Genomic DNA, 24,985 nt, shown 5'->3' with positions numbered 1-24,985 from the left:
CCATGCGTTGTCGCACGCTGTTCGCTGCAGGCCTTCTCGTGTCCGCCGGCGTGGCAATGGCGGCCGACCCCGCGACGATCGCCCGCGCCGGGGCGCCCGGGGTAGCGGCCTGCTCAAGCTGTCACGGCGCGGCCGGCGAGGGGCAGGGAAGCTTCCCGCGCCTGGCAGGACTCGATTCCGCGTACCTGGCGCGACAACTGGACGACTTCGCCACCGGGCGTCGCGCCAATGCCGTGATGTCGCCGATCGCCAAGGCACTGGCGTCGGCTGACCGTCAGGCGCTCGCCCAGCATTACGCCCGGCTGCCACCGCCGCCGGCAGCGACGGCGGCGCGTGGAGACCCGGCCGGACAGCGCCTCGCAATGCGTGGCGCCTGGGCGAAGAGCGTGCCTGCATGCGTGCAGTGCCACGGCCCGGGCGGGCGCGGTGTGGGCGCCGCGTTTCCTGCACTGGCGGGACAGAGCGCGGCGTACATCAGCGCGCAACTGAAGGCCTTCCGCGACGGGCTGCGCAAGAACGACCCGCAGGCCCTGATGCGCGCACCGGCGTCCAGGCTCAGCGACGACGAGATCGCCGCCGTCGCGCAATGGTTCTCGGTGCAGCCCGCCCGCCGTCCGGGAGGCGACCCATGAGACCACGGCCCGTTTCCCTGCTCCTCCCGCTCCTGGCACTGCTGGGCGCCTGCAACCACGACGACGTGCGCGCCCCGCACTACTACAAGCGCGATGCCGACCGTGCGGCCCGGGCGTCTGCGACTCCGCCTGCCACGGTCGCCGGTCGCGGTGGCACGTCATCGGCGGATACCGCGTTCGCTCCACCCGAGCTCGATGCGATTCCCGAAGGCGGCTTCGGCGACCTCGTTCGCAAGGGCCACGACATCTTCACCGACACACCCACGCACGCCCCGGAGTTCGTCGGGAACCAGTTGCGATGCAGCAACTGCCACCTCGACGCCGGGCGGCTCGCCAACTCGGCCCCGCTGTGGGGCGCGTGGGTGCGCTATCCCGCGTATCGCGCCAAGACGCAGAGCGTGAACAGCTACGCCGAGCGGCTGCAGGGCTGCTTCATGTACAGCATGGACGGCAAGGCGCCGCCTCTCGGGCATGAGGTGCTCGCGGCGCTCGAGGCCTACTCGTTCTGGATGGCGAGCGGTGCACCCACGGGAAAGACGCTGCCGGGCGCCGGGTATCCGAAGTCGAAGAACGCGCCGAACCCGCCCGACTTCGAGCGCGGCGCGAAGGTCTACGCGGCCAACTGCGCGATCTGCCACGGCGATGACGGCCTGGGGCAGAAGGCCGAGGGCCGCTACGTGTTTCCGCCGCTATGGGGACCCGATTCGTACAACTGGGGCGCGGGCATGCACCAGCTCGACAACGCCGCCGCCTTCATCCGCGCGAATATGCCGCTCGGGCGCGGCGGCACGCTCACCGAGCAGGACGCCTGGGACGCGGCGCTTTTCATGAATGCCCACGAGCGCCCGCAGGATCCGCGGTTCACGGGCGACGTCGCCGAGACGCGCCGACGCTTCCATGACGACCCCAATTCGCCCTACGGCACGGTGGTCAACGGCCAGCTGCTCGGAAGCCAGCCCGCGCGGCGCTGAGGCTAGGGTCCGCCAGCCGGCCGCATCGCGCCCTGCAGCGGCTGGATCTCGGGATTGCCGTGCAGCGCCGCGGGCAACGGCGCCGCGAGCCGGATACCGGCCATGTCAGGGTCGGCCGGCGCGCTGGCGAGGTCGTCGCGCACCACGTCGCATGCGTCGCGCACCTCGCCGTCTTCGCCGCGCAGCACCTGCGCCGCTCCGACATCGAGGCTGCCGATCTTTCCCGGCTGCCGCGAGTACCAGTAGCCGGCAACCCGATACTCCGCGGCCGGCTCCAAGGGCATCCAGCCCGGCTGCCCGTAACGCTGCACGTGGACCTCGGCGATGCGCGCATGCGCGGGCGCGCCGGCGTCGAGCTCGAAGCGCAGGCCGGCATACGCGTCGAGCCAGCCTCCGGTCCATTTGAAGGGGTCGGGACTGAACACGCCGTCCGCGCTCCGCTCCAGATCGGCGAGCACCGCCTCCCCCTTCACGCGTCCGACCGCGATCTGGGGGCCCACCGGCATGTAGTGGTACAGGTCCTCCAGCCGGATCGGGCCGGCCGCCACGTGCGTCCCGTAGCGGAAGCCCCGCATATGGCCGATGTCCGCCCGCGCCTGTCGCCGGAAGGCCTCCGCCAGGTACTGGCTCGAGGTTCCATGCACCGCCGCGGGCACCGGGTCCTGGGCGAAGCCGCTCCGGTGGAGGCCCACGCATGCGTGGCCAACGATCGTGTCGATCGGGGTCTGCAGGATCGCCCCGCTGATCGGGTCCTCGTGGGGTCGAAAGCCCGGGCCGGAGACGAACGGCCGCCGCACCGCCTCGACGCACGCGGCGATGGCCGGGTCCTCGTCGAGCGTGTCGTCGACGACATGCAGCCGGTAGCGCCATTCCCGCACGCGACCGCCGTCGAGGAGAAGGTCGAACTGCCCCACGCGAGTGCCGTCCTGCCCCACCTCGGAGACGAGCACGCCGCTTCGCGCCACCACCGGCTCGCGCGTCTCCTCGTGCATGTCCGACGACAGCACCGCCGCGAGTTCGGGATGCCGCTCCGCGATGAGGAGGTTCTTGGCGAGGCCGAACTCCGAGAGCAGCACGATCGCGTCGGGCGTCTCGCGGTTCCGGATCGTCTCCAGCAGGGGGCCGAGTTCGGCGGCATCGCCGGTGAAGCGGATGCCTTCGGTCGCCCACGGCCCGAGCGCATTGATGGCGCGCTCGCTCGACAGCCCGACCACGGCCACGCGCACGCCGCCCGCGTCGAGCAGCCGCCAGGGCGGCAGAAGCGCGGCGCCGGTGTCCGCATCGAACATATTCGCCGCCACCGCACCCCAGCGACAACCGCCATGCCCGTCACTGCCCGGCCCGAACAGCTCGAGGAAGCGCGCCTTGCCGTACAGGTAGTCCCAGTTGCCCGGTGCGAACGCGTCGATGCCGAAACGGTCGAGCACGTCCACCACCGCCTGCCCGCGGGTGAACAGTGCCTCGGCCCCGCCCTGCACGGTGTCCCCCGTGTTCATCAGCAGCGCATTGCCATGCTCGCCGCGCAGGCGCTGCACCAGCGTGTACAGCCGAGCCAGCCCGCCCTGCAAGCCGGGATGGTCGCCTCGCAGGTGGGGCCTGGGCACGAGATGACCGTGCAGGTCACCCATGTGGATCAGACGCAGCTCCATCAGCGTTTCCTGCCGTGCATCGAGGCGGCCGCATCGGCCTGTCGGGCGTTCTGTAGCACGCTCTAGATCAGGACCAGGTCGTCTGTCGCGTCGCCGACCTGACCCGATCGGCTCGCGCCGTGGACGCACGTCACCGGTGCGTCACGCGCGCCGGCAAGCGTGCGAGGGTCAGCGCGGCCCCAGCACGACGGGCAGGTCCTCGGCCGGTGGCAGGCCGGAACGGCGCTGCACCACCCCTGCGGCGTCCCGGAAGAGGATGCCGGGAGTGCCCTGGAAACCGAGCTCGAGCATCAGGCGCTCGTTGGCATCCAGCCGGCTGCGGACACCGGCCGGTACGGTGGGCGCACCGGTGATGCCGCCGGTCGAATAGGCGCGTTCGTTGCGCGCGAGCGCCTCCGTCGGCGACGCGGCACCCAGGATGGCGGCGGCCTTGTTCGCGCTGTCATCCCGGATGACGCCCACGAGCACGTGGCGCAGTTGCACCTTGCCCGCGTCGACCCATGGCCGTGCCGCATGCCAGAAGCGGTTGCAGTACGGGCAGTTGGGATCGCTGAACGTGTACACGATCCGTGGCGCGTCCGGGCGTCCGTCGGCGACCCAGGTGCTCTTCTCCAGCTGCGCCCAGACGCGCTTGGAAACAGGCGCGGCGACGAGGCGCTGCAGGTGCGCCTGGCCGACGTCCTCGCCCTTGGCATCCACCAGCATGCCGATCAGCGCGTGCCCACCATCGGGCGTGACGTACACGGCCATCGGCCGCTGCCCGGCCAGGCCGGCAAAGCCGCGCAGGCCGCCCGGCGCCTCGAACTCGCCGAGCACCTCGAGTCCCTGCGCTTCGATCGTGCGCAGGACCGCGGGGCGCGGCTTCGTCGCAGGGGCGGCTGCCGCCGGCACCGGCTCCTGCGCGCGGCTGCAGGCCGCAGTGCCGATCATCGCGAGCGCCAGTGCCAGTGCCGCGGGAATGGAATGCTTCATCGTGCTACCTCGTCGGGGGATCGGGAAGGGTTCGCGGCCTCGGGGCCGAAGCGTTGCAGCTTCTGCGCGAGGCCCGCGCGGGTCAGCTCGCCCATGTGCACGTCGACGAGCCGTCCGTCGGCGGCGAAAAACAATGTCGTGGGGAGCCCGCGCGCACCCGTCTGCTGCGATACCGCCGAGGACGCGTCGAGCACGACGTTGCGCAGCTGCAGGCCGCCTTCGCGCAGGTAACCGCGCACGGTGTGTTCGCCCTCGCCCTGGTTGACGAATACGAACTGGACGCCGGCATTGGCGGCCTGGGCCTGCGCCAGCACCGGCATCTCGCGCCTGCACGGGGGGCACCAGGTCGCCCAGAGGTTGACCACCATCGGGCGCCCCGTCATGTCGGCCAGGCGTACGCGGCCGCCCTCCAGCCGGCTCAGCTCCGCGGTGGGAAGTTGCACGGCAGCGCGCTGCATCACCACCAGCATGCCGGCGAGTACGGCCCAGCTGGCGAGCCCGGCGGCGGCGCCCCAGACCAGGGGGCGGCGCAGCGCCGGCGTCCGTCTCGCACGCCATGCGCCGAACGCCAAGCCGGCCAGCGCGCCGGCCCAGACCGAATACCCGCCGTCGCCCGGGCGCAGGACGGACCACGGATCGGCGGCATACAGCGGCCACCACTGCAGCACGAACACCAGGCGGCCCGCGAGCAGGCCCACCATCAACATGTCGAGGAAGACACCGGCGACAGGCAGCCGCGGGGCGTCGCCGTGGGCCGGAGCGGCCCAGCGGCCAACCGCGACGGCGACCAGCAGCGCGGCGACCAGCAGCACCAGCGGCAAGGGAATCGGTCCCAGGCTCACCATCACGTGCCCCCCGCGCCAGCGCGCTGCAGGCGCTCGAAGAAGGCCTCGGGCGCGATTTCTCCGGTGGTGCGCAGCGCACGGCGTTCGCGTCCATCCGGGCCGATCAGCAGCAGCGTCGGCGGGCCGATCACCTGCCAGGCACGCATCAACGCCTGGTCGGTCGCATCGTTCGCGGTCACGTCCGGCCGCAGCACCTGCATGCGCGACAGTGCGGCCGCGACCGCGGGGTCGGCGAACACCTCGCGCTCGATCACATGGCAGGACACGCACCAGTCGGCGTAGAAGTCCACCAGCGTCCATTCGCCGCGGGCGCCTGCCTCGGCGATCCGCCGCGCGACATCGTCATTCGACTTGACATGCACGTAGGCGGGCGTCGCCGGCCGCGTCGCGGCCGCGGCGGGGGCGCCGCCAATGGGCTCCAGCGGCCGCAGCGGGTCCGTGCCGCCGGCCGCGCCACCGAGCATCAGGGCCATCGCCCAGACCGCGGCGACGGCCGCGAGCGCGCGCGGCGCCCAGCGCCCGAGGACGCCAGCCGGGGACTCCGCCCCCAGCGCCAGCAGGCCCGCCGCGACCATGATCAGCCACGCGCCCCACAGCGACAGGGTGACCGCCGCGGGCAACACGCGCCCGGCCATCGAGACCGCGAGCGCGAGCAGGACGAAGCCGAACGCCGCCTTCACCCGCGCCATCCACGGCCCGGGCCTGGGCAGTACGCGCGCACCGAACAGGGCGATCAACAGCAGGGGCAGCCCCATCCCGAGCCCGAGCGCGAACAGCGCGAGGCCGCCGGTCACGGGATCACCGGATTGGCCGATGTAGATCAGCGCACCGGCGAGCGGCGCGGTCATGCATGGACCCACCAGCAGCGCCGACAGCAGGCCCATGGCCGCGGCGCCCGCGACCGTGCCGCCGCCCGTGCCCCGCCCGGCGCGGTCCAGGCGATCGCGGAGCCAGACGGGAAGCTGCAGTTCGAATGCACCGAACATCGCTAGCGCGAGTACGACGAACAGAACCGCGAAGCCGCCGAGCAGCCACGGCTGCTGCAGCGCCGCCTGCAGGTTCGCGCCGCTGAGCCCGGCCACCACGCCGAGCGCGGCATAGGTCAGTGCCATCGGCAGGACGTAGGCGGTCGACAGCAGCAGGGCCCGGCGGGGCGACGGCTGCCCGCCGACCACGAGGCTGGAGACGATCGGCACCATCGGCAGCGTGCAGGGCGTGAACGCGAGCAACAGGCCCAGCCCGAAGAACACCGCGATGGAGACGGCGAGGCCACTTCCGGCCAATCGGCGCGCGAGTGCCTCGTCCTCGGCCAGGGCGGGGACCTGCCCCGGATCGGGCGCAACGGCTGCCGGGATGGCAGACGGCGCGCTGGCCTGCTCCGACGCGCTCGCGCCCGGCGTCGGCGGTGCCCCGCTGGCAGAGGCGCGCGTCGCGTCCGCCAATGCCTCGTTCGAACCGCGGAGTGTCGCATCCGCGTCCGCAGCCATGGCCGCCCGGGGCGCCGCCGTCCGCACGTTAGGCGCCGGCAGTGCGGCCGGCGCCGGCGACGCGGCCCTGGATGCCGTGGCCGGCAGCGCGAGGCGCAGCGTCTGCGGCGGATAGCAGATCCCCGCATCCGCGCAGCCCTGCCAGTGCAGGACGGCCGTCGTTCCACCGACCGACCGCGCCTCGAACTCGACCGCGTCCCGGTAGACCTCGCTCGTGCCAAAGAACTCGTCGGTCTTGGGCAGGCCGCGCGGCAGGACGAGCGGCACCGTCGTTCCGGCGGCCTCCAGTCGGAGTCGATGACGGTAGATGTAATAGCCGGGCGGAATCGTCGCGCGCATTCGCACGATGCCCTCGTCGGCGTCAGCGACCTCGACCCGGAACACGTCCCGCGCTTCGAGGAATTCGGGCTGGCCGTCGAGCGGGAAGACGCCCGCATCCGCGGCAGCGGGGAAGATCGCGCACAACGCGAGCAGCGTGCGCAGAAGGATGGCGTGCATGGCCGACACGGTCGTACACGCGGATTAAGTCAGTATTAAATGGCGTCGCACATGCCCCTGAAGCGGGCGTCGATTAGCCTCGCATTCCGGAACGCGGACCGCCCGGATCCGCGTGGAGCCGCCAATGCGCATCCTCGTGATCGAGGACGATGATCTGATCGCCCGCGGCATCGTCGCCGGGTTGCGCGCCTATGGCCTCACCGCCGACACGGTGGCGACGGCGGCGCAGGCCGAACTCGCGCTCGCGCATGCCGAGTGCGATGCCGTCGTGCTCGATCGCGGACTGCCCGACGGCGATGGCCTGGACCTGCTGGCACGTATGCGCCAGCGCGGCGACCAGGTCCCCGTGCTCGTGCTGACCGCACGTGATGCGGTCGGGGATCGGATCCAAGGACTCCAAAGCGGTGCGGACGACTACCTCGTCAAGCCGTTTGACCTGGGCGAGCTCGTCGCCCGGCTGCATGCCTTGATGCGACGCACCGGCGGACGCGGATCGAACCTCGTCGAGGCCGGCCCGCTGCGCTTCGACCCCAGCAGCGGCTCGGCGTGGCTGCATGGCGAGCCCGTGGAGCTCTCCCGGCGCGAGGCGACGCTGCTCGCCGGCCTCGTGCAGGCCGATGGTCGCTGCCTCTCGATGGAGCAGCTCAAGGACCGCCTGTACGGACTGGATCAGGATGTCGGCAGCAATGCGGTGAACGTGCATATCCACCACCTGCGCCGCAAGCTCGGGGCGGATGTCGTAACCACCGTCCGCGGGCTGGGCTATCGCTTCGGCTGGGCGAAGCAATGAGCCTGCGCCTTCGGCTGGTGCTGGTGATCGGCGTCTCGGTGGCTGTGCTCTGGGCTGGCGCCGCGCTCTGGATGCTGCGCGACCTCGACCGCGGCCTGCAGCGCACGCTCGACGAGCGGCTGGCGATGTCCGCCCGCATGGTCGCCGGCCTGCTCGCCCAATCCGCGTCGCGCGGAGGCAGCGCGATCGCTGCCCAGGGTGCGCTGACCGTTCCCGGGAGCCAGGGCATGGCCTGCCAGGTCCGCACGTTGCGCGGCGAGATCGTCGCGACCACGCGCGGAAGCGGCCGTGCGCCGATCACGGCGGCGCTGCCGGGGTACCGCACTGCCGTCATTGACGGCCACGCGTGGCGGACGTACACGCTGCGCACGGATGCGTTCGACATCACCACCGCGGACCGGCTGGATGAGCGCGCGCTACTGCGGCGCCGAGTCGCGCTGGCCGCTGGGGTGCCCGTCCTCATCGCCGCGCTGGGCGGGCTCGCCGCCCTCTGGTTCGGCACGGGTCGCGCGCTCGCGCCGCTGGCAGGATTGCGCCGGACACTGGCGTCGCGCCCCGTCGATGCGACCGAGCCGGTCGACGGCAGCCATCTCCCGGCAGAGCTGCGTCCGCTGATCCAGGCGCTGAATGAGCTCCTGGAGCGATCGAGCGGCGCCCTACAGCGCGAACGCAGCTTCACCAACGATGCCGCGCACGAGTTGCGCACGCCGCTCACCATCATCGACACCCACCTGCAGCTGGCGCGGCTCGCGGCCGACGACGTGGCGCAGGAACCGCTCACGGACGCAGCGACCGGCGTTGCACGCATGCGTGCGACGCTGGAGCAGCTGCTCATGCTCGCGCGGGTGGAAGGCGAGATTTCGTTCGAGGACGGCACTCGCATCACCGCGTCGGAGGCGCTTGACCAGGCCATCGCAGTGGCGGGCAGCGCCCGCGATCGCGTCATCGTCAAGCCCGGCGCTACGTCGCCAGTGCTGGCCGTTCCACCGCAGCTCGCCGTCGCAGCGCTACGCAACCTCGTCGACAACGCGCTGCGCTACTCGCCTGCGTGCGACCCGGTCGAAGTCGATGCAGAGCACCGACCGGGCCTAGTGCGATTTCGCGTTCGCGATCACGGCCCGGGAATGACGCCAGTTGAGCTGCAATTTGCGACAAGGCGCTTCTGGCGTGGGCGGACCGTGCCGGGCGGAAGCGGCCTCGGCTTGGCGCTTGTCGCCGCGATCGCAAAGCGCTTCGGTGGGCACCTGGACCTCACATCCCACGATCCACGAGGCTTCTGTACCACCTTGACACTACCCACTATCGGAGATGAAGAAGGTGTGCGACCTGCGTGAGCTAGGAAGCTGGTATGTCCGCTTTGGGTGGCGGTTTCATACGATCGATGCAACACATGGCTAGCTGCCTAGGCAGCAGGAGTGTTGCGGTTGAAGCGAAGAACCCGGATCCAGTACACCGATACCCAGAAGGGCCTGATGTGGGATCGGTGGCAGAAAGGCGAGTCGCTCCATCAGATCGCCCGGCTGTTTGATCGGCATCATCCGTCGATTCGAAGGGTCCTCGCGGCGACCGGTGGTATCCGGCCACCGACGCGACGCCGGTCGGTCCGGGCCTTGACCCTGGCCGAGCGCGAAGACGTCTCGCGGGCGTTGGTTGCCGGCCAATCGATCCGCTCGATCGCAGCGGCGCTGGGCCGAGCGCCGTCGACGATCAGCCGGGAAATCAGGCGCAACGGCGGCGCCGAGCGCTACCGCGCCAGCCGTGCGGATCAGGCGGCATGGGACCGGGCGCATCGACCGAAGACTTGTAAGCTGGCACTGCATCCTGCGCTGGCGAAACGCGTGGCGGACACGCTGCAGCAGCAGTGGTCGCCGCAGCAGATCGCCGGCTGGCTGATGCGCACCTTTCCCGACGATGCGACCTGCCAGGTGTCCCACGAGTGTAATGACCCAGCGGTTCCTGCACAGGTCAGGCCGCTAAAGCATATGCCTCGGCGGGTGTCTTCATGCCGAGCGCCTGGTGCGGGCGCCGGTGGTTGTAAAACGCGATCCAGTCGCCGATCACCCGCATCGCGTGCTGCTGGCTTTCGAAGCGGTGGCGGTGTGCGCACTGCTCCTTGAGCGTACGGATGACGCGTTCGACCATGCCGTTCTGCTGCGGGCAATGCGGGGTGATGAACTCCTGCCTCAGGCCGTAGCTGCGCACCAGCCGGGTGTAGTGACGGCTGGTGAAGACCAGCCCGTTGTCCGACCGCAGCAGGAACGACTCGGGCACGCGTCCGAGCGTGCCGAAGCGGGTGATCAACGCCTGCTCCAGCGCCGCGGCGGCCGTGGTGGCCTTGCCGGTGCGCGACAGCTGCCAGCCCAGCAGCTGGCGGGTGTGGCAGTCGATCACAAGCGCCAGCGTGAGCCAGCCATCGCGGCCGCCCCAGATCCGGCACAGGTCGGTGGCCCAGCGCTGGTTCGGCGCCGACGCCACTGACGGCAACGCCTGGATCCGCGGACGCATGCCCACGGCGCGCTTGCGCACCTGCCAGCCCATCAGCTGGAAGACGCGCTGCACCGTGTTCTTGTTCATGCCGAGCAAGCCGGCCACCGTGCGATAGCCGAACGACGGCTCGGCCTCGATCAGTTGCTTGATCGGCGTGGCCCGTTCGGGCCGCACGACCGGCGCCGACTTCACCGGCCGGTAGTAGACCGTGCGTCGCGGCACCTCGAACCAGCGGCACAGCTGCGACATCGACACCGCTACACCTTCATCCCGCAGTCCCTGCTGGATCGAGATCATCAGGTCTCGTCCTTGCCCAACAGGGACTGCAATTTTTTTCGGGCGCCGCGTGGTGCTCACTCCCGTGCTCGAGTCGGTCAAGGACTTCTCCGATCGGCCTTTTGTCGAGGGCGACACGACGGCGCAGATCGCGCAGCACAAGGCGGCGCTGCAGAAAGCCGCCGAGTACGAGTCGCTCTGAGAGCGGGCCGCGAAACGTAGGGCGGCGGATGCAACAGGCCGCCGCCCTTCCCGCACGGCCTGGGTCAGTTCGACCGCTCGGGGCGTCCGATGTCGAACGTCAGCGACGCGCGGTCGGAGAGGAAATCGAACCCGGCCTCGGTGGAGGGGACCATCCGATTCGCGTGGATGTACCAGGTACCTGGGGTCGTCACCTCGAACGAGGCCTGGCCCTTCGCATCCGTTCGCATCAAGGTCGCACCGTCGTGGCCGCCTGCGGCGGGTGCGTGCGCCGCGGCGCCGACATAGACGCGCAGGCCCGGGACGGGGACGCCCTCGTGCAGGAGCTGCAAGGTGATGCGCTCGCCGACGCGGACGCTGCCCGGATTGCGGTCGAGCCGGATCTCTAGCGGGTAGCCCAGCGTCGCAGCGAAGTCACCCGTCAAGTCACTGCCGGCCTGGCCGATGGCACGCGCGTGCTTCATGTACCCGTAGGTGACGCCCTTCGGGTACTTGCTGGCATCGAATGTAGCCAGCGTGTCGGGCAGGTCTTCAATCGCCAGGTATTCGGCAAACTCCTTGGCGGTGCGCGTGCTGCTTGAACGCTTCGAGGACAGGCCCACCATGAACGTTCCTGTCGCGCCCGGCTTGATCGTCAGCCGGCTCTGGTCGCCCTCTTCCGTCCAGGTCGTGAGTTCCGGCTTCGACGCAACCCCGCCCTGGTGCAATGTGAGGTCGCGGATCCGGTCTTTGCGCACTACAGCCGCGCTCTGATGAAACGTGCCGTTGTTGACGACCACCACCTGTTCGCGAGAACCCGAGGGCGCCGGCTTGAGCGTGATGAAAAGCTCATGGGCGTCAGCAGTTGCTGCTGCAGCGAGCAATAACACTGCTGCCGCGGCGTTCAGAACGGTTTTCATTTTTGGTCCTTCCAAGGATTTCGTTGGCGAGCTTTGAACAGGGGTCCTCAAGGGCATCGTGCACGCTCCACCGCCAGCAGAAAACTCTGACGTCGGGTCCAAGGTTTGAGTGCATGGGGATTGACCTGACCGGATCGACACGCATCCCGGCCGCCCGCCGAGTGCCGGCGGGCGGCACCAAATCACTCGGAGGGCAACACTTTGCTCAAGCGAGCTTGGCCATTCACTTGCTCAAATTCGAAGTGAATCGCATCCCCGGGCTTGACGCTCGCGATCTGCTCGGGCGTGGCCTGGAACGCCATGGTCATGGCCGGCCACTTCAGGGCCTCGATGGGGCCGTGCGAGATGGTGATGGTGCCTGCGGAGGCGTCGGCCGCCGTGACCTCGCCCATCCCCATCACCATGCCGGCAGCCGGCGGCGAAGTCGGCGAAGCCGCCGGCGCGTCCGCGGCAGTCGCCGGCGGCGTCTGCTCGGTAGCCGCCGGCTCTGCCGGTGCGTCGGCAGTTGGTGCGGTGTCTGAAGCGGGTTTCGTGCAGCCGGCCAGCAGTGCCAGCGAAACAAGGGCGATGTGCAGTTTCATCAGTAGTCTCCAGGATCGTGGGTGGGGAAAGCGCTGTAGGGCTGCAGAGGTGCTCCGCGGCAGCCTCGCGGTCGTAAACATTTCTCGTCAGCGCACTGGGACGCGGAGAGCGACGCGCACGTCATGTCTGCGGCGATAGATCGTTGCCATCTAGAGCCCCGCCAGCAGGGCGCGAGTTCCTGCGCATGCGGCGGCGCTCCAGCAGGCGATACGCCACGGGAATCACAAGCATCGACAGCAACGGCGCGCTGAGCATGCCGCCCACCATCGGCGCGGCGATGCGCTGCATGACTTCGGCGCCCGCGCCGCCGCCGACCAGGATCGGGAACAGGCCCGCGAGGATCACCGCCACGGTCATTGCCTTCGGGCGCACGCGCTGCACCGCGCCTTCCCGGATCGCGTCGTCGAGCTCGGCAAATCCAGCGCTGGGATTGCGCGCGAGCTGCTCGTCCCACGCATGGCGCAGATAGAGCAGCATGATGATTCCGAACTCGGCTGCGACGCCCGCCAGCGCAATGAAGCCGATCAACGTCGCGACGGACACGTCGTGCCCGAGCAGCCACACCAGCCACAGCCCGCCCACCAGGGCGAACGGCAGGCTCAGCATGATGATCGAGGCCTCCGCCAGCTTGCGGAACACCAGGAAGATCAGCCCGAAGATAATCAGCAACGTAGCGGGCACGACGATCCGCAGGCGCTCGCTCGCGCGCTTTAGGTACTCGTATTGCCCTGACCAGCCCACCGAGTAGCCGGCCGGCATCGGCACCTGCTCGGCGACCGCTTTCTGAAGATCGCGGACGACCGAGCCCAGGTCGCGATCGGCCACGTCGACGTAGACGTAGTTCGTCAGCCGCGCGTTGTCGCTTCGCAGCATCGGCGGGCCGTCCGAGTAGCCGATGTCGGCCACCTGCCCCAATGTCAGCTGCACGCCACCGGGCGCGATGATCGGTAGGTTCGCCAGCGCCTGCGGCGAGTCGCGCATCCCGCGCGGATAGCGCACGACGACCGGATAGCGCTCGCGGCCCTGGATCGTTTCGGCGACGGGTTCGCCACCGATGACGGTCGCGATGATGCGCTGGATGTCCGCCTGGCTCAGTCCGTAGCGCGCCGCGGCCTCGGGACGGGCGGTGACATCCAGGTAGCGTCCGCCCGCGATACGTTCGGCCAACGCCGAGCTCACGCCGGGAACCGTCTTGGCGACCTGCTCGACCCGGTCGCCCAGCTGGGCGAGCACGTCGACATCGGAGCCGGAGATCTTGATGCCGATGGGGCTCTTGATGCCCGTGGCCAGCATGTCGATGCGGTTGCGAATGGGCGGAACCCACAGGTTCGTAAGCCCCGGTACCTTCACCGCCTCGTCGAGCTCCTGACGAAGCTTCTCCGGCGTCATGCCTTCGCGCCATTCGCTGCGCGGCTTGAAGGTGATCGTCGTCTCGAACATCTCAAGCGGCGCGGGGTCGGTCGCCGTCTCCGCACGACCGGCCTTGCCGAACACGTGCTCCACCTCCGGCACCGTCTTGATCATCCGATCGGTGACCTGCAACAGCTCGGAGATCTTGCCGGCCGACAGTCCCGGCAGCGCGGTGGGCATGTAGAGCAGCGTGCCCTCATCCAGCGGCGGCATGAACTCGCTGCCGAGCCTGGCGTAGGGGATCGCGGTCGCCATGAGCACAAGCGCCGCCGCGGCAAGCGTCGAACGCGGGTGCTTGAGCACGGCCTCGAGCAGCGGGCGGTAGCCCCGGATCAGGATCCGGTTGAGCGGGTTCTGTGCTTCGGGCCGGATCCTGCCGCGGATCAGGTAGCCCATGAGCACCGGCACCAGCGTGATCGAGAGACCCGCACCCGCGGCCATCGCATAGCTCTTGGTGTACGCGAGCGGCGAGAACAGGCGACCTTCCTGCGCCTGAAGCGCAAATACGGGCACGAACGAGAGCGTGATCACCAGCAGGCTGACAAAGAGCGCTGGGCCCACCTCGATGGAGGCTTCGGCCATGAGCTTCCAGCGCTCCTCCCCTACCGGCTCGCGCCCGGTCCGCTCCTTGAAGTGCTCCAGGTGCTTATGCGCGTTCTCGATCATCACGACTGCCGCGTCGACCATCGCGCCGACGGCTATCGCGATGCCGCCGAGCGAAAGCAGGTTCGCGCTCAGGCCCTGCTGGTGCATCACGACGAATGCGGCAAGTACGCCCAGCGGCAGGCTGATGACCGCCACCAGCGCCGACCGCAGGTGCCAGAGGAACAGCGCGCAGACAACGGCCACCACGACGAACTCTTCCGCCAGCTTGTGGGTGAGATTGGTTACGGCTTCCTTGATGAGTTCGGACCGGTCGTAGACCGGAACGATCTCCACGCCCTTGGGCAGGCTCGCCTTGAGCCCTGCGAGCTTCTCCTTGACCGCCTCGATCGCGGCCAGTGCGTTCTTGCCTGAGCGCAGAATGATGATGCCGCCGGCGACTTCGCCTTCGCCGTCGAGTTCTGTGATGCCGCGGCGAAGCGCCGGGCCGCGCTGGACCATGGCGATGTCGCGCAGCAGGACCGGGATGCCGTCAGCGCCGGTCGTCACCGGCACCTGCTCGAAGTCCTCACGGGACTGCAGGTAGCCCTCGCTTCGCACCATCAGCTCGGCTTCGCCCTGCTCGATCACCGAGCCGCCGGTCGCGCCGTTAGCCGCCTCGATCGCATCGATCAGGGCGGCGACGGTGATGCCACGAGCCGACAGTGCCTGTGGGTCCGGTACGATCTGCCAGGCCTGCACCATGCCGCCGATGCTGGCGACCTCGGCCACGTCGGGAATCGTTTTCAGGTCGTAGCGCAGGAACCAGTCCTGCATCGCGCGCAGCTGGCCCAGGTCGTGCTTGCCGCTGCGATCGACGAGCGCGTACTGGTAGATCCAGCCCAGGCCCGTTGCATCCGGCCCGAGCGACGGGCTGACCTGCGCCGGCAAGCGGTCGCGCACCTGGCTCAAGTACTCGAGCACGCGCGAGCGCGCCCAGTACAGATCGGTCTCGTCGTCGAAGAGGACATAGACGAACGAATCGCCGAAGAACGAAAACCCGCGGACTGCCTTGACGCCCGGCACCGACAGCATCGTCGTGGTCAACGGGTACGTGACCTGGTCTTCGACGATGCGTGGCGTCTGCCCCGGCCACTCGGTGCGGATGATCACCTGCGTATCGGACAGGTCGGGCAGCGCGTCGAGGGGCGTGTTCCTCACCGACCAGATGCCCACCGCTGCGAGCGCCAGGGCCGCGACCAGCACGAAGACGCGGTTCTTGATGGACGCGAGAATGATCCGGGCAATCATCGACCCGTCCCCGTTTTTGGCTCGTCCGCGTACTTGGGCACCAGCTCCATGTCCATGAAGGGCGACTTGCCCGGCTTGTCGAAGTGCTTGTCCGGGACCATCGGGTCGTACCAGTACAGGACCTTGCGCGTTGCAGGCTTGGCCGCGGCCGCCGGCGCCGGTTTGGGCGCGTTCGCGCCGGTTGACGGGCGGGGCGTGCCGGACGTGGTCGGCGCTGGCGGCTTGGCCGGGGCCGGCTCGTCGGGCGCGCCGACGCCCAGGCGCGCGAGCGCGCCGGAGAGGTTGGCTTCCGAGTCGATCAGGAACTGCCCGGAGGTCACGACGCGCTCGCCACCCGACAGACCCTCGAGGATCTCGGTCTTGCCGCCACCGCTGCGACCGGTGCGCACCAGCACCGGCTTGAAGCGGTCATCCGGCCCGAGCACGATCACGCGCGCCTGCGTGCCGCTGCCGATGAGCGCATCGGTGGGCACCAAGGGAACTTCGATGCCATCGACCGGCTGGATCGTGACCTGCGCGAACATGCCCGGCGCCAGCGTGCCACCGGGGTTGTCCAGCACGATGCGGGCCTTCTGCGTGCGGCTGGTCGCATCGAGCTGCGGCAACAGTGTTTCGACCCGGCCTTCGAACGTCCGGCCCGGCATCGAGGTGACCGTCGCGGTGACGGGCGTGCCGCGCACGATGTCGCCGACGCTAGCCTGCGGGATCGAGGCCTCGAGCCAGACGGTGTCGGTGCCGTTCACCCGAAAGAGCAGTGTGCCCATGCCCGCGGACTCGCCTTCGCGCACGCCGATCTCGCTCACCACGCCGGAGACGGGCGAGGTCAAAGTGACCGTACCGCCGGCGCCTGCGCGCGCGTCGGCCGGCATGCCGAGCACGCGAAGGCGCTCACTGGCCGCCGAGCCCATGCTGCGTGCGGCAGCGGTGCGTGCACCGCGCAGCGCACGGGCCTCGGCCATCGCGGTGCTCCATTCGCGCGCGATCACGCTCGCAAGGGGCTGCCCTGCCCGGACGGTTTCATAGGGCGCCTTGACGTGCAGGCGCTCGACGATCGAGTCCACGCGTGCGCTGACCACCCGTTCCTTGCGCAGGTCCCACGTCACGGTGCCCGGGGCCTGCACCGTGCCGGCCAGGCTGCCGCGCTCGACGATGGCCGTGCGCATGCCCAAGTTCTGGCGCACGCCGGGCGTGATGCTGATGCCGCTGTCAGCACCGGCATCGCCGTCCGCGTACTTGGGCACCAACTCCATGTCCATGAAGGGCGACTTGCCCGGCTTGTCGAAGTGCTGGTCCGGGACCATGGGGTCGTACCAGTACAGGACCTTGCGCTCCCCGCCCCCGCCGCCTTCGTCGGCGTACCTGGGGATCAGCTCCATGCCCATGGACGACTTGCCGGGCTTGTCGTAGCGCTCCTGCGGCACCATCGGGTCGTACCAGTAGAGGATCTTCCGCTCGGTCGAGGCCGCGGCGGTCGATTCACCGGCGTCCCGGGATTGGCCCCACCAGTAACCGGCACCCAGGCCCGCGGCGACGAGGACGAACGCCGCAGCGGCGAGCGCCAGCGGCTTGATGCGAGGATTCATCGGGTGCCCTCCTCAGGCAGGAGGAATGCGAGGGCCGCCCATGCCTGGCCCAGTTCGCCCAGCAGTTCGGCGTGGGCGACCTGCGCTTCGACCTCCGCGCGCCTGGCGTTGATCCACGGCTGCAGCTCGCCGCCGGCGCGGTAGCCGGCCAAGGCCGTCATGCTTCGATCCCGAGCAAGCGGAATCAGCGACTCGGACTGCAGCGCGACCTGCCGCCTGAGGCCCTGCCAGCGCGCGAGATCCGCCCGGATCTGCGCGGCCAGCTGGCGCCGGAGATCCTCGCGCTCGTGGAGCGCGGCGTCGTACTCGGCCTGGCGCGCGGCGCTGCCGCGGTCCTGGCGGTTGCGCGGGAACAGCGGCAGACCGATGCCCACCTCCAGCATGATCATGTCGCTGCGCCCGCCATCGCGCTGGCCGTAGGCGGCGCCCACGCTCCAATCCGGGCGCTTTTCCGCGCGTGCGGCATCGACCGCGGCAGCCGCGGTCTCGACCTGGGCATGGGTCTGCAGCAGCGGGCCCAGCCGATCGACCGATGCGAGCAGGCGCTCTGCCGGAACGGGCAGCGTGTCGAGGTCAGGTCCCTCGTCGGCTGCGGGCGCGATCTCCACGCCCGTCCACCGGGCGAGGTCAGCAAGCGCTGCACCGCGCTCGGCCTCGACGCCCGCGATGCGGTTATCGAGCTCGATGATCTCGGCCTGCGTGGCGAGCGCATCGGAAGGCGACTCGGCACCGGTGCGGACCCGTGCTGTAGCCACCTTCGCGGCGAGCATCGCCTCCTCCCGCAACAGGCCCAGCGCGTGCAGTTCCCGGGCGGCGGCCCAGGTGTCGATCCAGGCCTGGGCCGCGGCGCGGCGGACGTCGATCGCCTGCGCCGTGCCGCTGGCCAGCGCCTCGTCGACTCGACGGGCCGCCAAGTCGCGGGCGGCGGCGCGCTTGGCGCGTGCGGGCACGACCTGGCGCAGGCCGATGCGCTTTTGCGTCATCTCATCGGCACGAAAGCTCAACGCATCGGGGCCGGTGATCGGCAGGTTGTCGATCCCAAGCATCAGCTCCGGATCTGGAAGCTGCCCCGCCCGGCCTGCGTCCTGTCGGGCGGCTTCGACCCGGGCCTGCCAAGCCTGGAGCATCGGGGCGCGGGCCAGTGCCAGGGCGATGGCCTGGTCGAGCGCGAGCGAGCCTTGGGTCGCCGCGGGTGAGGCGGCCGGACCGGGCGCAGGCCGACCCGCAGGTGCGACGTCGGCTGGCGCCGCGAAAGCGAGAGAGGTGGTCAGCAGCAGGCTGACCGCCCCGGCGCATAGGCGCCGGGACACCGCGCGCTGCGGGCGCGGCCAGAAACACGTAGGCATGGGAGCACTCCAATCACGAGATCGGACCGTCACGCACGGTGACGGCGCCGGGCATCAGCGATCGGGGTGACTCAGATCAACCAGCAGCACAGCCGAGGTCGCGGTGGTGCCCTGCCCTGCGGCATCGCGTATCGCGCCAGCGCGGCAGGCGCGGTGCGGTGTACGTGCACGAGCGCATACGCCTGCGCGGGAAGCGGGAGGAACACAGGCAACTTGGCGCCGTCGGAGGTTGCATCCTCGGCGGGGCAGTCGGTGCCCCCCAGGTCCGCGTCGGCTGGCATGCCGTCGCAGCCCGGCATCGCCTCCATGGGCGTCGATGTACCCGCCACGGTGGCGAACGCACTTGCCGAGGCGTGGGCGGTCGCGACCGCCTGGCACCAGACGAACACCAGCATCACCAACAGCATCAGGCTGCGGTGGCGCGCGGGCATTCGGGCGGTGCGACGGATCATCGTGCAATGAGGGTACGACGTTTTCGCGTCCTTGCATTGATCGAGATCAACGTCTGGGCGAGAAAAGTCTTGAGTTGGGTCACGACTTCACACGCGCCCCGTCCATCGTTCGGTTGCCCGGGGATCGGTGCGGCGAGCCAGCGGGATTCCTCACTGCGTGTCGATTGCCGCCGTGGCACCTATGCAGGCTTCCCTCCACGTGCATGGAGTTCGCAATTAACACTCGGAAGCCTCTCAACGTCGCCGTTTCGATCGCACTCGGCACGGCGCTCGCTCTCGTCGCCACCGGATGCGCCAAGTCCGACAACGCAGAGGCGCCGGCGGCCGACACATCGACGGCTGCTGCTCCCACCGATGCCGCGACGCCCCCCGCGGCGAACGCGACCGCGGGTGCCGACACCGGCGCCCAGAGCCCGGGCTCGATGGAGCTGCACCGCGTCATGGAAGAAGGTGAGGCGATCCCGATGACCATGTCAGGTGACGTGGACAAGGATTTCGCGTCGATGATGACGATGCATCACCAGACCGGAATCAAGATGATCGACGTGCTGCAGCAGAACGGGCAGTCCGCGGAACTCAAGGCGTTGGGCGCCAAGATGAAGGCCGATCAGCTCGAAGAGATCAAGAAGATGGCGCCGCATGCCTCGGCTGCGGGCGCAGCTGCGACCGGTCACGAGGGCATGGCCGGGATGGACCATGGTCAGGGTACGGCTGCACAGGGCGGCGCCGCGGCCGAGCTCCACCGGATCATGGAAGAGAGCAAGGCCATGCCGATGACCATGTCGGGCAACGTCGACAAGGACTTCGCGACGATGATGACGATGCACCACAAGACGGCGATCAAGATGATCGACGTGCTGCAGCAGAACGGCAAAGCTGCCGATCTCAAGGCGCTCGGCGCGAAGATGAAGGCCAACCAGCAGGAAGAGATCAAGAAGATGGGGCCGTTCACCCAGTGACGGTCCCGGGCCGCTCCGCAACGTGGAGCGGCACTTCTTCGCGCAACGTCGGACTCTTGCTCAAGACTTCGTCAACGCGCCTTCGACCCTGGCGCGCGTAGATGAAGGCGCTCCCCCGATCCTGGAGCGTCCGATGCGTACTTTCCTTACCTCGCAATTGCGCCTGATGTGGCAGGCGCTCGCGCTGCTGCTTGTTCTGACAGGCACGGCGAGTGCTGCCGCCCCTGCACCCGAGCCGGCCACGGCCCGCTACGAGGTCGATTTCATGCAGGACATGATCGACCACCATGCGATGGCGACGATGATGGCCACGACCTGCGAGTCCAAGGCTGTGCATGCCGAGCTTCGCGAGCTGTGCACCGACATCCGCATGTCCCAGCAGCAGGAAATCGCGCAGATGCAGGGCTGGCTGCAGAGCTGGTACGGCATCCGCTACCAGCCGCAGATGAAGCCGGGCGACATGCGACGCATGGAACGGATGGCGCAGCTTCCGCCGGCCGAGTACGAGGTCGAGTTCATGCAGTCGATGATTCGCCACCATCGCATCGCGATCCGTCGCGCTTCGGTCTGCCTCGATCGCGCGGCGCACCCGGAGCTCGCGAATCTGTGCGCCGACATCATCCAGGTGCAGCTCGACGAGATCCGCATGATGGAATCCTGGCTGTGCCAGTGGTACGGCATCTGCCGGCGCTCGAGCTGATCCCATGCGCTCGGCATGCCGGTCGCCGCGTCGCGGCCGGCAGTGCGCGGATATCTCAAGGGATGTGCACTAACCAGATGGCGTGCGACGCCTGCAGCTGCGGGTGCCCCGCATGGATCATCCCGCGAAGGCAGGCCAGGCGTGCATGGCCCTCGATCAATTGCAGGGGCGTCTTCATGCGCGTGCCGCCGCTTCGCGGCAGTTCCACATGGCCGGCGCCCTTGGCCACGATGATCGGCACCGGAAAGGTGCCGTGGGTGAGCATGTACCGGCCCAGGCGCGTGCGCGCCCGCGGAAAGTCGCCGACGTACTCGACGCCTTCGGCGTCGAGTACCGCGATCCACGATCCGACATGGTCGATCGCAAGGATCCCGTCATTGGAAAGTTCGGCGAGTTCGAAGCGCCACGTATGCGGCGCGAGGTCGATCCACCGGTCCGAGAAGCACCGCCAGTGGCGATACACCCAGTCGCGCACGATGGGTTCGGGCAGGCCCGCGAGCGCCTTGGGCCACCGGGCGTAGTAGGTCTCGAAGGACTCCATGTCCATGTCCCCGTAGTGCGCGACCGCGGGGTAGAGCTCTTCCGGCTCTGCGCTCACGGCCGCATCGCCCGCATGACGCGATGGATCTCCACGCACATCAGCAGCAGGTCCTGCGGGGTGATGAGCCCCGCGTGCATCGTCGCGTTGCGAACAGGTTTGAGGCGATGGAACGACTCACGGACATTCTCCTCGCGGACGAAGATCGGTTGGAACACCTCCCGCCAGTTGTCCTTGCGGGTGATGATCTGCGGATAGTCCATGAAGTCGGCATGGTCCAGCAGCGAGGCGCGCGCCATCCGCGCGGCCTCGGCGTCCTGCTGCCGGGCCTGCCAGCGCGCGATGATGTCGGCATGCACGCGCTGACGGATCCAGCCGGGCCCGACGACCTGCGTCATGCGCTCGTCGATGAAACGCCGCACCACGTGCTCGAAGTGCAGCAGCCAGGCATAGGCCGACTTGGAGCCTTCGAAGGCGTTTGGCTCGAGGGGATCGCCCTGCCCGCCCGGCACCGCCGGCAGCACGAGACCTGCGCGGTCCAGCAGGTCGGTAAAGGTGGGCGCGGGAAAGGCGGTAAGCGCAGGCTCCACGCCACGCTCGATGTAGAGCGCGGTTCGCGCGTCCGCATCGCCCGGATCGACAGGCTCATCGACCGGCTCGCGCCAGTCGCCCAGATCCTCTCGAAGCGTGCGCGCAAATGCCGTGTCGAATCCCAGGTTCTGCCTGACGGCCAAGCCGATCGTCTGCAGCTCGAGCGCGGCATTGAATGAGGCGATCTCGCGGCCAACGTCCAGATAGGGCCGCCGGATCGCCGCCATCGCCTCCTGCAACTGGCGCTGGGAGCGCGCCTGCTCGCTTTGCCACCAGTCGGCGACCGGATTGCACTTGATCTCGGCCATCAGCCGGCCGATCTCGGCGGCCGCGGGCGTGCGGAACGGCTCGATGGGGAACGCGGTGAGGGCGCGCAGCTGGGCCTGCGCCGCTTCCATATCGCGCACCAGCGCGCCCATGGGATTTTCCGCGATCAGCGCGCGTGCCTGCGCCATCGCATCGCCGATGCGGGGCATTTGCAGCGCCTGCATCGCCTCCCGGACGGAGGCGGACGGACCGAGCGCGAGCTGGCGCATCTGCTCGGCGATCAGGGTTCGCGTGCGCAGTGCCTCGCCCGGAACGACCGCCAGCGCCCGTGCGGGTCCCTCGGCAGAAGGCGGCGGATCGGCCGCAGGAAAATCGTCGTCGGCGCTCATCCATGGCTCCTCATCGGTGGCGGCGCAACTCGCGCTCGTGCAGGACGCGCTCCACTCGCCCCGGCGTGCGCTCGATCGTCACGGTGCCTGCGACCGGGTCGATCCGGTAGGTGAGGTAGTAGAGCTGGCGAGCATCGGACAACGGCTCGGGCCGGAAGGCCGCCAAGCAACTGCCTTCCGGCCAACGGGCCGCCGGGTACAGCAGGCCCGGCAGGCCCTGCCCGGCCGCATGCCGGGCGATCGCCTGGGTCGCCGCGTAATCGTTGTCGAGGAGCTCGGGATGCTCGAGCTCCTTGCCGCGCAGCTCGAGAAACAGCCCGCTGGCCTCGACCGAGAACACCTTGCGATAGCGCACGACGGGTTCAGTGACGCCCTCGATCGCGCGCAACTGCGCCAGCTGGTGCCAGCAGGTCTCGGCGAGCGCGGTGTCCTCCTCGAGCGCGCCATACCAGACGCGCAGCCGGCCATCGCCGAAGCGGCTCGACAGCGACGAATCGGCGGCGAACGGATATTCGATGGCTTGGGAGTACGCCAGCCCCCGCGCAATGACGCCGGTCTCGCGGACGCGCATCCGAACGTCCGCCGCCAGTGCAGCGGCGCGGCCGCCCGCATCGGCGACGAGGTCGTCGAACAGGTCCTCGGAGACGCGCAACGACGTGATGTTGCGAAAGACGCGACCCTTGAACTCAGTCAGGCGGTCGAACAGGGCCATTACTGCCCGCGCTGGAAGTCGACCAGGCGCGCGATGCGGGCCAGCCCTACCAGCCCATCCTCGAGCATCACCTCGAGCGGCGTACGCCCCTCGAGCACCTGGTTGCGGCGCGTGACCCAGCTGTAACGCAGCTCGGGGTTCTCCGGAAACAGAAGGCGCAGCCCCTTGTGGATGCCCATGAGGTAGCCGGCCCGGTCGAGCGCGTCGCGCTGGTTGGGCAACGCGCGCTCGCCCCGCCGGTACAGCCCGAGCAGCTTGCGGCTTTCGGGACTCAGGCCCAGCAGCGAGAGCTGCGCATCGGTCGAGAGCGACCAGCGCTCGAAAAGCGCCATCAGCACCCGGGCGAGGTCGGTCCGGGTCTGGTCCTCCGCCAAGGCCGGCGTCTGCAGTGCAGTTTCCATGTCCACAGCATATGTGGACAGATCCACACATGCAAGGCGGCAGTTGGCACGGCGCCTTGTTAAAGCTAGATCGTCGATACGTGACCGACGCCCGAAAAAACGGGTATCCGGATTTTAGTGTGGGAAGACCGCACTAGCCCTTCTTGTCTGACAGCTCTCGTTCGGTAGGTTTCTGGTATCGCAAGGCTTACGCGCTTTTAGCCTTCAGTGTGGGCTTTGTCTGGCGCATGTCGGTGCAAGGAAACAATCAGTGGCAGGTCACCTTGCCCCCGGCTCGAACTGGGGTTTGAGGCGCAGTGGAACGGAAAACCGGGTTAAGCCACGCGCCTAGCTCCCGTGCAGAGAATCGATCAGCGGGCACGACACAGTGCCTCGCTGCGCATGGCACTCGTTGACCAACCGTGACAGCACCGCTTCGATTCGCGTCAGGTCCGCCATCTTGGTGCGCACGTCGGTGAGCTGGAGCGCAGCCAGCTCGGCGGCTTCGCTGCAGTGAGTGCCGTCCTCAAGCTGTAGGAGTTGGCCGACTTCGTCCAGGTTGAACCCCAGCCGCTGGGCGGATTTCACGAAACGCACCCGCGCCACGTCCGCCGATCCGTAGCGGCGAATACTGCCGACGGGCCGACCTGGTTCTGGCAATAACCCCTTGCGCTGATAGAACCGGATGGTCTCCACGTTGACCCCAGCGGCCTTGGCGAAAGCCCCGATGGTCAGTCTTTGCGGATCGTTCACCATCGCGCTTGACTCCGTACTTGACTACGGAAGTAACCTTAGCGCATCACGCAACGTCTCGGAAGGAGATCCCTCACATGGCAGACCCCAGCAACGGCCGCGGTGCACTGGCCGCCGGTGGCCTCGCCGCCATCCTCGCCTCGACCTGCTGCCTCGGTCCGCTGCTGCTGATCACGCTGGGTTTCTCCGGCGCCTGGATCGGCAACTTGACCGCGCTGGAACCGTACCGGCCGATCTTCATTGGCGTGGCGCTCGTGGCGCTGTTCTTCGCGTGGCGTCGCATCTTCCGGCCGGCTCGCGCCTGCGCGCCGGACGACGCATGCGCCGTGCCCCAGGTGCGGACGGCCTACAAGGTGATCTTCTGGATCGTCACCGCCCTGGTGCTGATCGCGCTCGTGTTCCCCTACCTCATGCCCCTGTTCTACTGAAAGGAGATTGCCATGAAGAAACTCGTCGCATTGCTCGCTCTGACCGTTGCCCTCAGCGCTCCCGCCTGGGCCGCCACCAAAACCGTCACGCTGTCGGTGCCGAGCATGACCTGCGCCACCTGTCCGATCACGGTCAAGAAGGCGCTGACCAAGGTCGAAGGCGTCATCGAGGCCAAGGTGACCTGGGAGCCCAAGGAGGCGGTGGTAACCTACGACGATGCCAAGACCACTCCGGCCGCGTTGACCAAAGCCACCGAGAACGCCGGCTACCCGTCTACCGTCAAGAAGTGAGCAC

The 24,985-nt window shown here is 69.0% G+C and carries 25 protein-coding genes and 1 pseudogene; 10 read left to right on the top strand and 16 right to left on the bottom strand.

The window, feature by feature from the left end; all coding sequences use genetic code 11:
* Positions 1-2: 2 nt before the first annotated feature.
* Together IE066_RS04455 and IE066_RS04450 are read left to right on the top strand one after the other, a co-directional pair.
* Positions 3-632 (top strand): c-type cytochrome, encoded by a 630-nt coding sequence (locus IE066_RS04455; protein WP_189447180.1) that lies wholly within the window; start codon positions 3-5, stop codon positions 630-632.
* A complete protein-coding gene (locus IE066_RS04450; protein ID WP_189447178.1) occupies positions 629-1,603 on the top strand; it encodes a c-type cytochrome in 975 nt (324 codons plus the stop codon). The genes IE066_RS04455 and IE066_RS04450 overlap by 4 nt, the downstream gene beginning before the upstream one ends.
* A gap of 2 nt (positions 1,604-1,605) precedes the next feature.
* Here the strand turns inward: IE066_RS04450 and IE066_RS04445 are convergent, their stop codons facing one another.
* The 4 genes from IE066_RS04445 to dsbD form a co-directional block, all read right to left on the bottom strand.
* The gene (locus IE066_RS04445; protein ID WP_189447176.1) at positions 1,606-3,252 is read right to left on the bottom strand and encodes a bifunctional metallophosphatase/5'-nucleotidase; all 1,647 of its coding nucleotides are present in this window, start codon (positions 3,250-3,252) and stop codon (positions 1,606-1,608) included.
* A gap of 168 nt (positions 3,253-3,420) precedes the next feature.
* Positions 3,421-4,224, bottom strand: coding sequence for a thiol:disulfide interchange protein DsbG (gene dsbG / locus IE066_RS04440; RefSeq protein ID WP_229790663.1), 804 nt, complete (start codon positions 4,222-4,224; stop codon positions 3,421-3,423).
* A complete protein-coding gene (locus IE066_RS04435) occupies positions 4,221-5,066 on the bottom strand; it encodes a TlpA disulfide reductase family protein (protein WP_229790662.1) in 846 nt (281 codons plus the stop codon). Before IE066_RS04435 ends, dsbG begins: the two co-directional genes overlap by 4 nt.
* Before the next feature lie 2 nt (positions 5,067-5,068).
* A complete protein-coding gene (gene dsbD / locus IE066_RS04430) occupies positions 5,069-7,054 on the bottom strand; it encodes a protein-disulfide reductase DsbD (RefSeq protein WP_189447171.1) in 1,986 nt (661 codons plus the stop codon).
* A 124-nt stretch (positions 7,055-7,178) separates the two neighbouring features.
* On the opposite strand from dsbD, the gene IE066_RS04425 reads away from it, so the two are divergent.
* The 3 genes and pseudogenes from IE066_RS04425 to IE066_RS04415 all read left to right on the top strand — a co-directional run.
* The gene (locus IE066_RS04425; RefSeq protein WP_189447168.1) at positions 7,179-7,844 is read left to right on the top strand and encodes a response regulator; all 666 of its coding nucleotides are present in this window, start codon (positions 7,179-7,181) and stop codon (positions 7,842-7,844) included.
* Complete coding sequence (locus IE066_RS04420) at positions 7,841-9,178, top strand: ATP-binding protein (RefSeq protein ID WP_189447166.1); 1,338 nt, start codon at positions 7,841-7,843, stop codon at positions 9,176-9,178. Before IE066_RS04425 ends, IE066_RS04420 begins: the two co-directional genes overlap by 4 nt.
* Before the next feature lie 90 nt (positions 9,179-9,268).
* Positions 9,269-9,781, top strand: a pseudogene (locus tag IE066_RS04415) (transposase); the annotation flags it as partial.
* 28 nt (positions 9,782-9,809) lie between these two features.
* Here the strand turns inward: IE066_RS04415 and IE066_RS04410 are convergent.
* Complete coding sequence (locus IE066_RS04410; RefSeq protein ID WP_229790661.1) at positions 9,810-10,628, bottom strand: IS3 family transposase; 819 nt, start codon at positions 10,626-10,628, stop codon at positions 9,810-9,812.
* 49 nt (positions 10,629-10,677) lie between these two features.
* On the opposite strand from IE066_RS04410, the gene IE066_RS14870 reads away from it, so the two are divergent.
* Positions 10,678-10,809 (top strand): hypothetical protein, encoded by a 132-nt coding sequence (locus IE066_RS14870; RefSeq protein WP_268244851.1) that lies wholly within the window; start codon positions 10,678-10,680, stop codon positions 10,807-10,809.
* 64 nt (positions 10,810-10,873) lie between these two features.
* Here IE066_RS14870 and IE066_RS04405 read toward each other — a convergent pair whose 3' ends face one another.
* The 6 genes from IE066_RS04405 to IE066_RS04380 form a co-directional block, all read right to left on the bottom strand.
* Complete coding sequence (locus IE066_RS04405; RefSeq protein ID WP_189447164.1) at positions 10,874-11,707, bottom strand: DUF4198 domain-containing protein; 834 nt, start codon at positions 11,705-11,707, stop codon at positions 10,874-10,876.
* Positions 11,708-11,889: 182 nt separating this feature from the next.
* Positions 11,890-12,288 (bottom strand): copper-binding protein, encoded by a 399-nt coding sequence (locus tag IE066_RS04400; protein ID WP_189447162.1) that lies wholly within the window; start codon positions 12,286-12,288, stop codon positions 11,890-11,892.
* A 121-nt stretch (positions 12,289-12,409) separates the two neighbouring features.
* Positions 12,410-15,592 carry an efflux RND transporter permease subunit gene (locus IE066_RS04395; RefSeq protein ID WP_189447161.1) on the bottom strand — a complete coding sequence of 1,061 codons (3,183 nt, stop codon included), beginning with the start codon at positions 15,590-15,592 and terminating at the stop codon, positions 12,410-12,412.
* The gene (locus IE066_RS04390) at positions 15,589-17,175 is read right to left on the bottom strand and encodes an efflux RND transporter periplasmic adaptor subunit (RefSeq protein ID WP_308427421.1); all 1,587 of its coding nucleotides are present in this window, start codon (positions 17,173-17,175) and stop codon (positions 15,589-15,591) included. The genes IE066_RS04395 and IE066_RS04390 overlap by 4 nt, the downstream gene beginning before the upstream one ends.
* Entirely contained in the window at positions 17,172-18,521 is a 1,350-nt protein-coding gene (locus IE066_RS04385) for a TolC family protein (protein ID WP_189448811.1), read from the bottom strand. The genes IE066_RS04390 and IE066_RS04385 overlap by 4 nt, the downstream gene beginning before the upstream one ends.
* A 71-nt stretch (positions 18,522-18,592) precedes the next feature.
* Positions 18,593-18,973 (bottom strand): hypothetical protein, encoded by a 381-nt coding sequence (locus tag IE066_RS04380; RefSeq protein WP_189447158.1) that lies wholly within the window; start codon positions 18,971-18,973, stop codon positions 18,593-18,595.
* Between the two features lie 203 nt (positions 18,974-19,176).
* On the opposite strand from IE066_RS04380, the gene IE066_RS04375 reads away from it, so the two are divergent.
* Both IE066_RS04375 and IE066_RS04370 read left to right on the top strand, forming a co-directional pair.
* Positions 19,177-19,932, top strand: a complete 756-nt coding sequence (locus IE066_RS04375) for a DUF305 domain-containing protein (RefSeq protein WP_189447156.1) — start codon at positions 19,177-19,179, stop codon at positions 19,930-19,932.
* Positions 19,933-20,065: 133 nt separating this feature from the next.
* A complete protein-coding gene (locus IE066_RS04370) occupies positions 20,066-20,632 on the top strand; it encodes a DUF305 domain-containing protein (protein ID WP_189447154.1) in 567 nt (188 codons plus the stop codon).
* Positions 20,633-20,687: 55 nt separating this feature from the next.
* Here IE066_RS04370 and IE066_RS04365 read toward each other — a convergent pair whose 3' ends face one another.
* From IE066_RS04365 to merR, 5 genes are all read right to left on the bottom strand, one after another.
* Positions 20,688-21,230 (bottom strand): hypothetical protein, encoded by a 543-nt coding sequence (locus tag IE066_RS04365; protein WP_189447152.1) that lies wholly within the window; start codon positions 21,228-21,230, stop codon positions 20,688-20,690.
* A complete protein-coding gene (locus IE066_RS04360; RefSeq protein ID WP_189447149.1) occupies positions 21,227-22,417 on the bottom strand; it encodes a Swt1 family HEPN domain-containing protein in 1,191 nt (396 codons plus the stop codon). Before IE066_RS04360 ends, IE066_RS04365 begins: the two co-directional genes overlap by 4 nt.
* 10 nt (positions 22,418-22,427) lie before the next feature.
* Entirely contained in the window at positions 22,428-23,129 is a 702-nt protein-coding gene (locus tag IE066_RS04355; RefSeq protein WP_189447147.1) for an RES family NAD+ phosphorylase, read from the bottom strand.
* Entirely contained in the window at positions 23,129-23,530 is a 402-nt protein-coding gene (locus IE066_RS04350; protein ID WP_189447145.1) for an antitoxin Xre/MbcA/ParS toxin-binding domain-containing protein, read from the bottom strand. Before IE066_RS04350 ends, IE066_RS04355 begins: the two co-directional genes overlap by 1 nt.
* 327 nt (positions 23,531-23,857) lie before the next feature.
* A complete protein-coding gene (gene merR, locus IE066_RS04345) occupies positions 23,858-24,265 on the bottom strand; it encodes a mercury resistance transcriptional regulator MerR (RefSeq protein WP_189447143.1) in 408 nt (135 codons plus the stop codon).
* Positions 24,266-24,339: 74 nt separating this feature from the next.
* On the opposite strand from merR, the gene merT reads away from it, so the two are divergent.
* Both merT and merP read left to right on the top strand, forming a co-directional pair.
* On the top strand, positions 24,340-24,690 hold the full coding sequence (gene merT / locus IE066_RS04340; protein WP_189447141.1) for a mercuric ion transporter MerT: 351 nt from the start codon (positions 24,340-24,342) through the stop codon (positions 24,688-24,690).
* Between the two features lie 12 nt (positions 24,691-24,702).
* Positions 24,703-24,981, top strand: a complete 279-nt coding sequence (gene merP, locus IE066_RS04335) for a mercury resistance system periplasmic binding protein MerP (RefSeq protein WP_012480190.1) — start codon at positions 24,703-24,705, stop codon at positions 24,979-24,981.
* The last annotated feature ends 4 nt before the right edge of the window (positions 24,982-24,985 follow it).

The organism is Cognatilysobacter xinjiangensis (assembly GCF_014651995.1).
GTDB classification, from domain to species: Bacteria; Pseudomonadota; Gammaproteobacteria; order Xanthomonadales; family Xanthomonadaceae; genus Cognatilysobacter; species Cognatilysobacter xinjiangensis.
The sequence above is the reverse complement of the archived record's forward strand: the minus strand, read 5'-3'. Positions and strand labels throughout refer to the sequence as shown.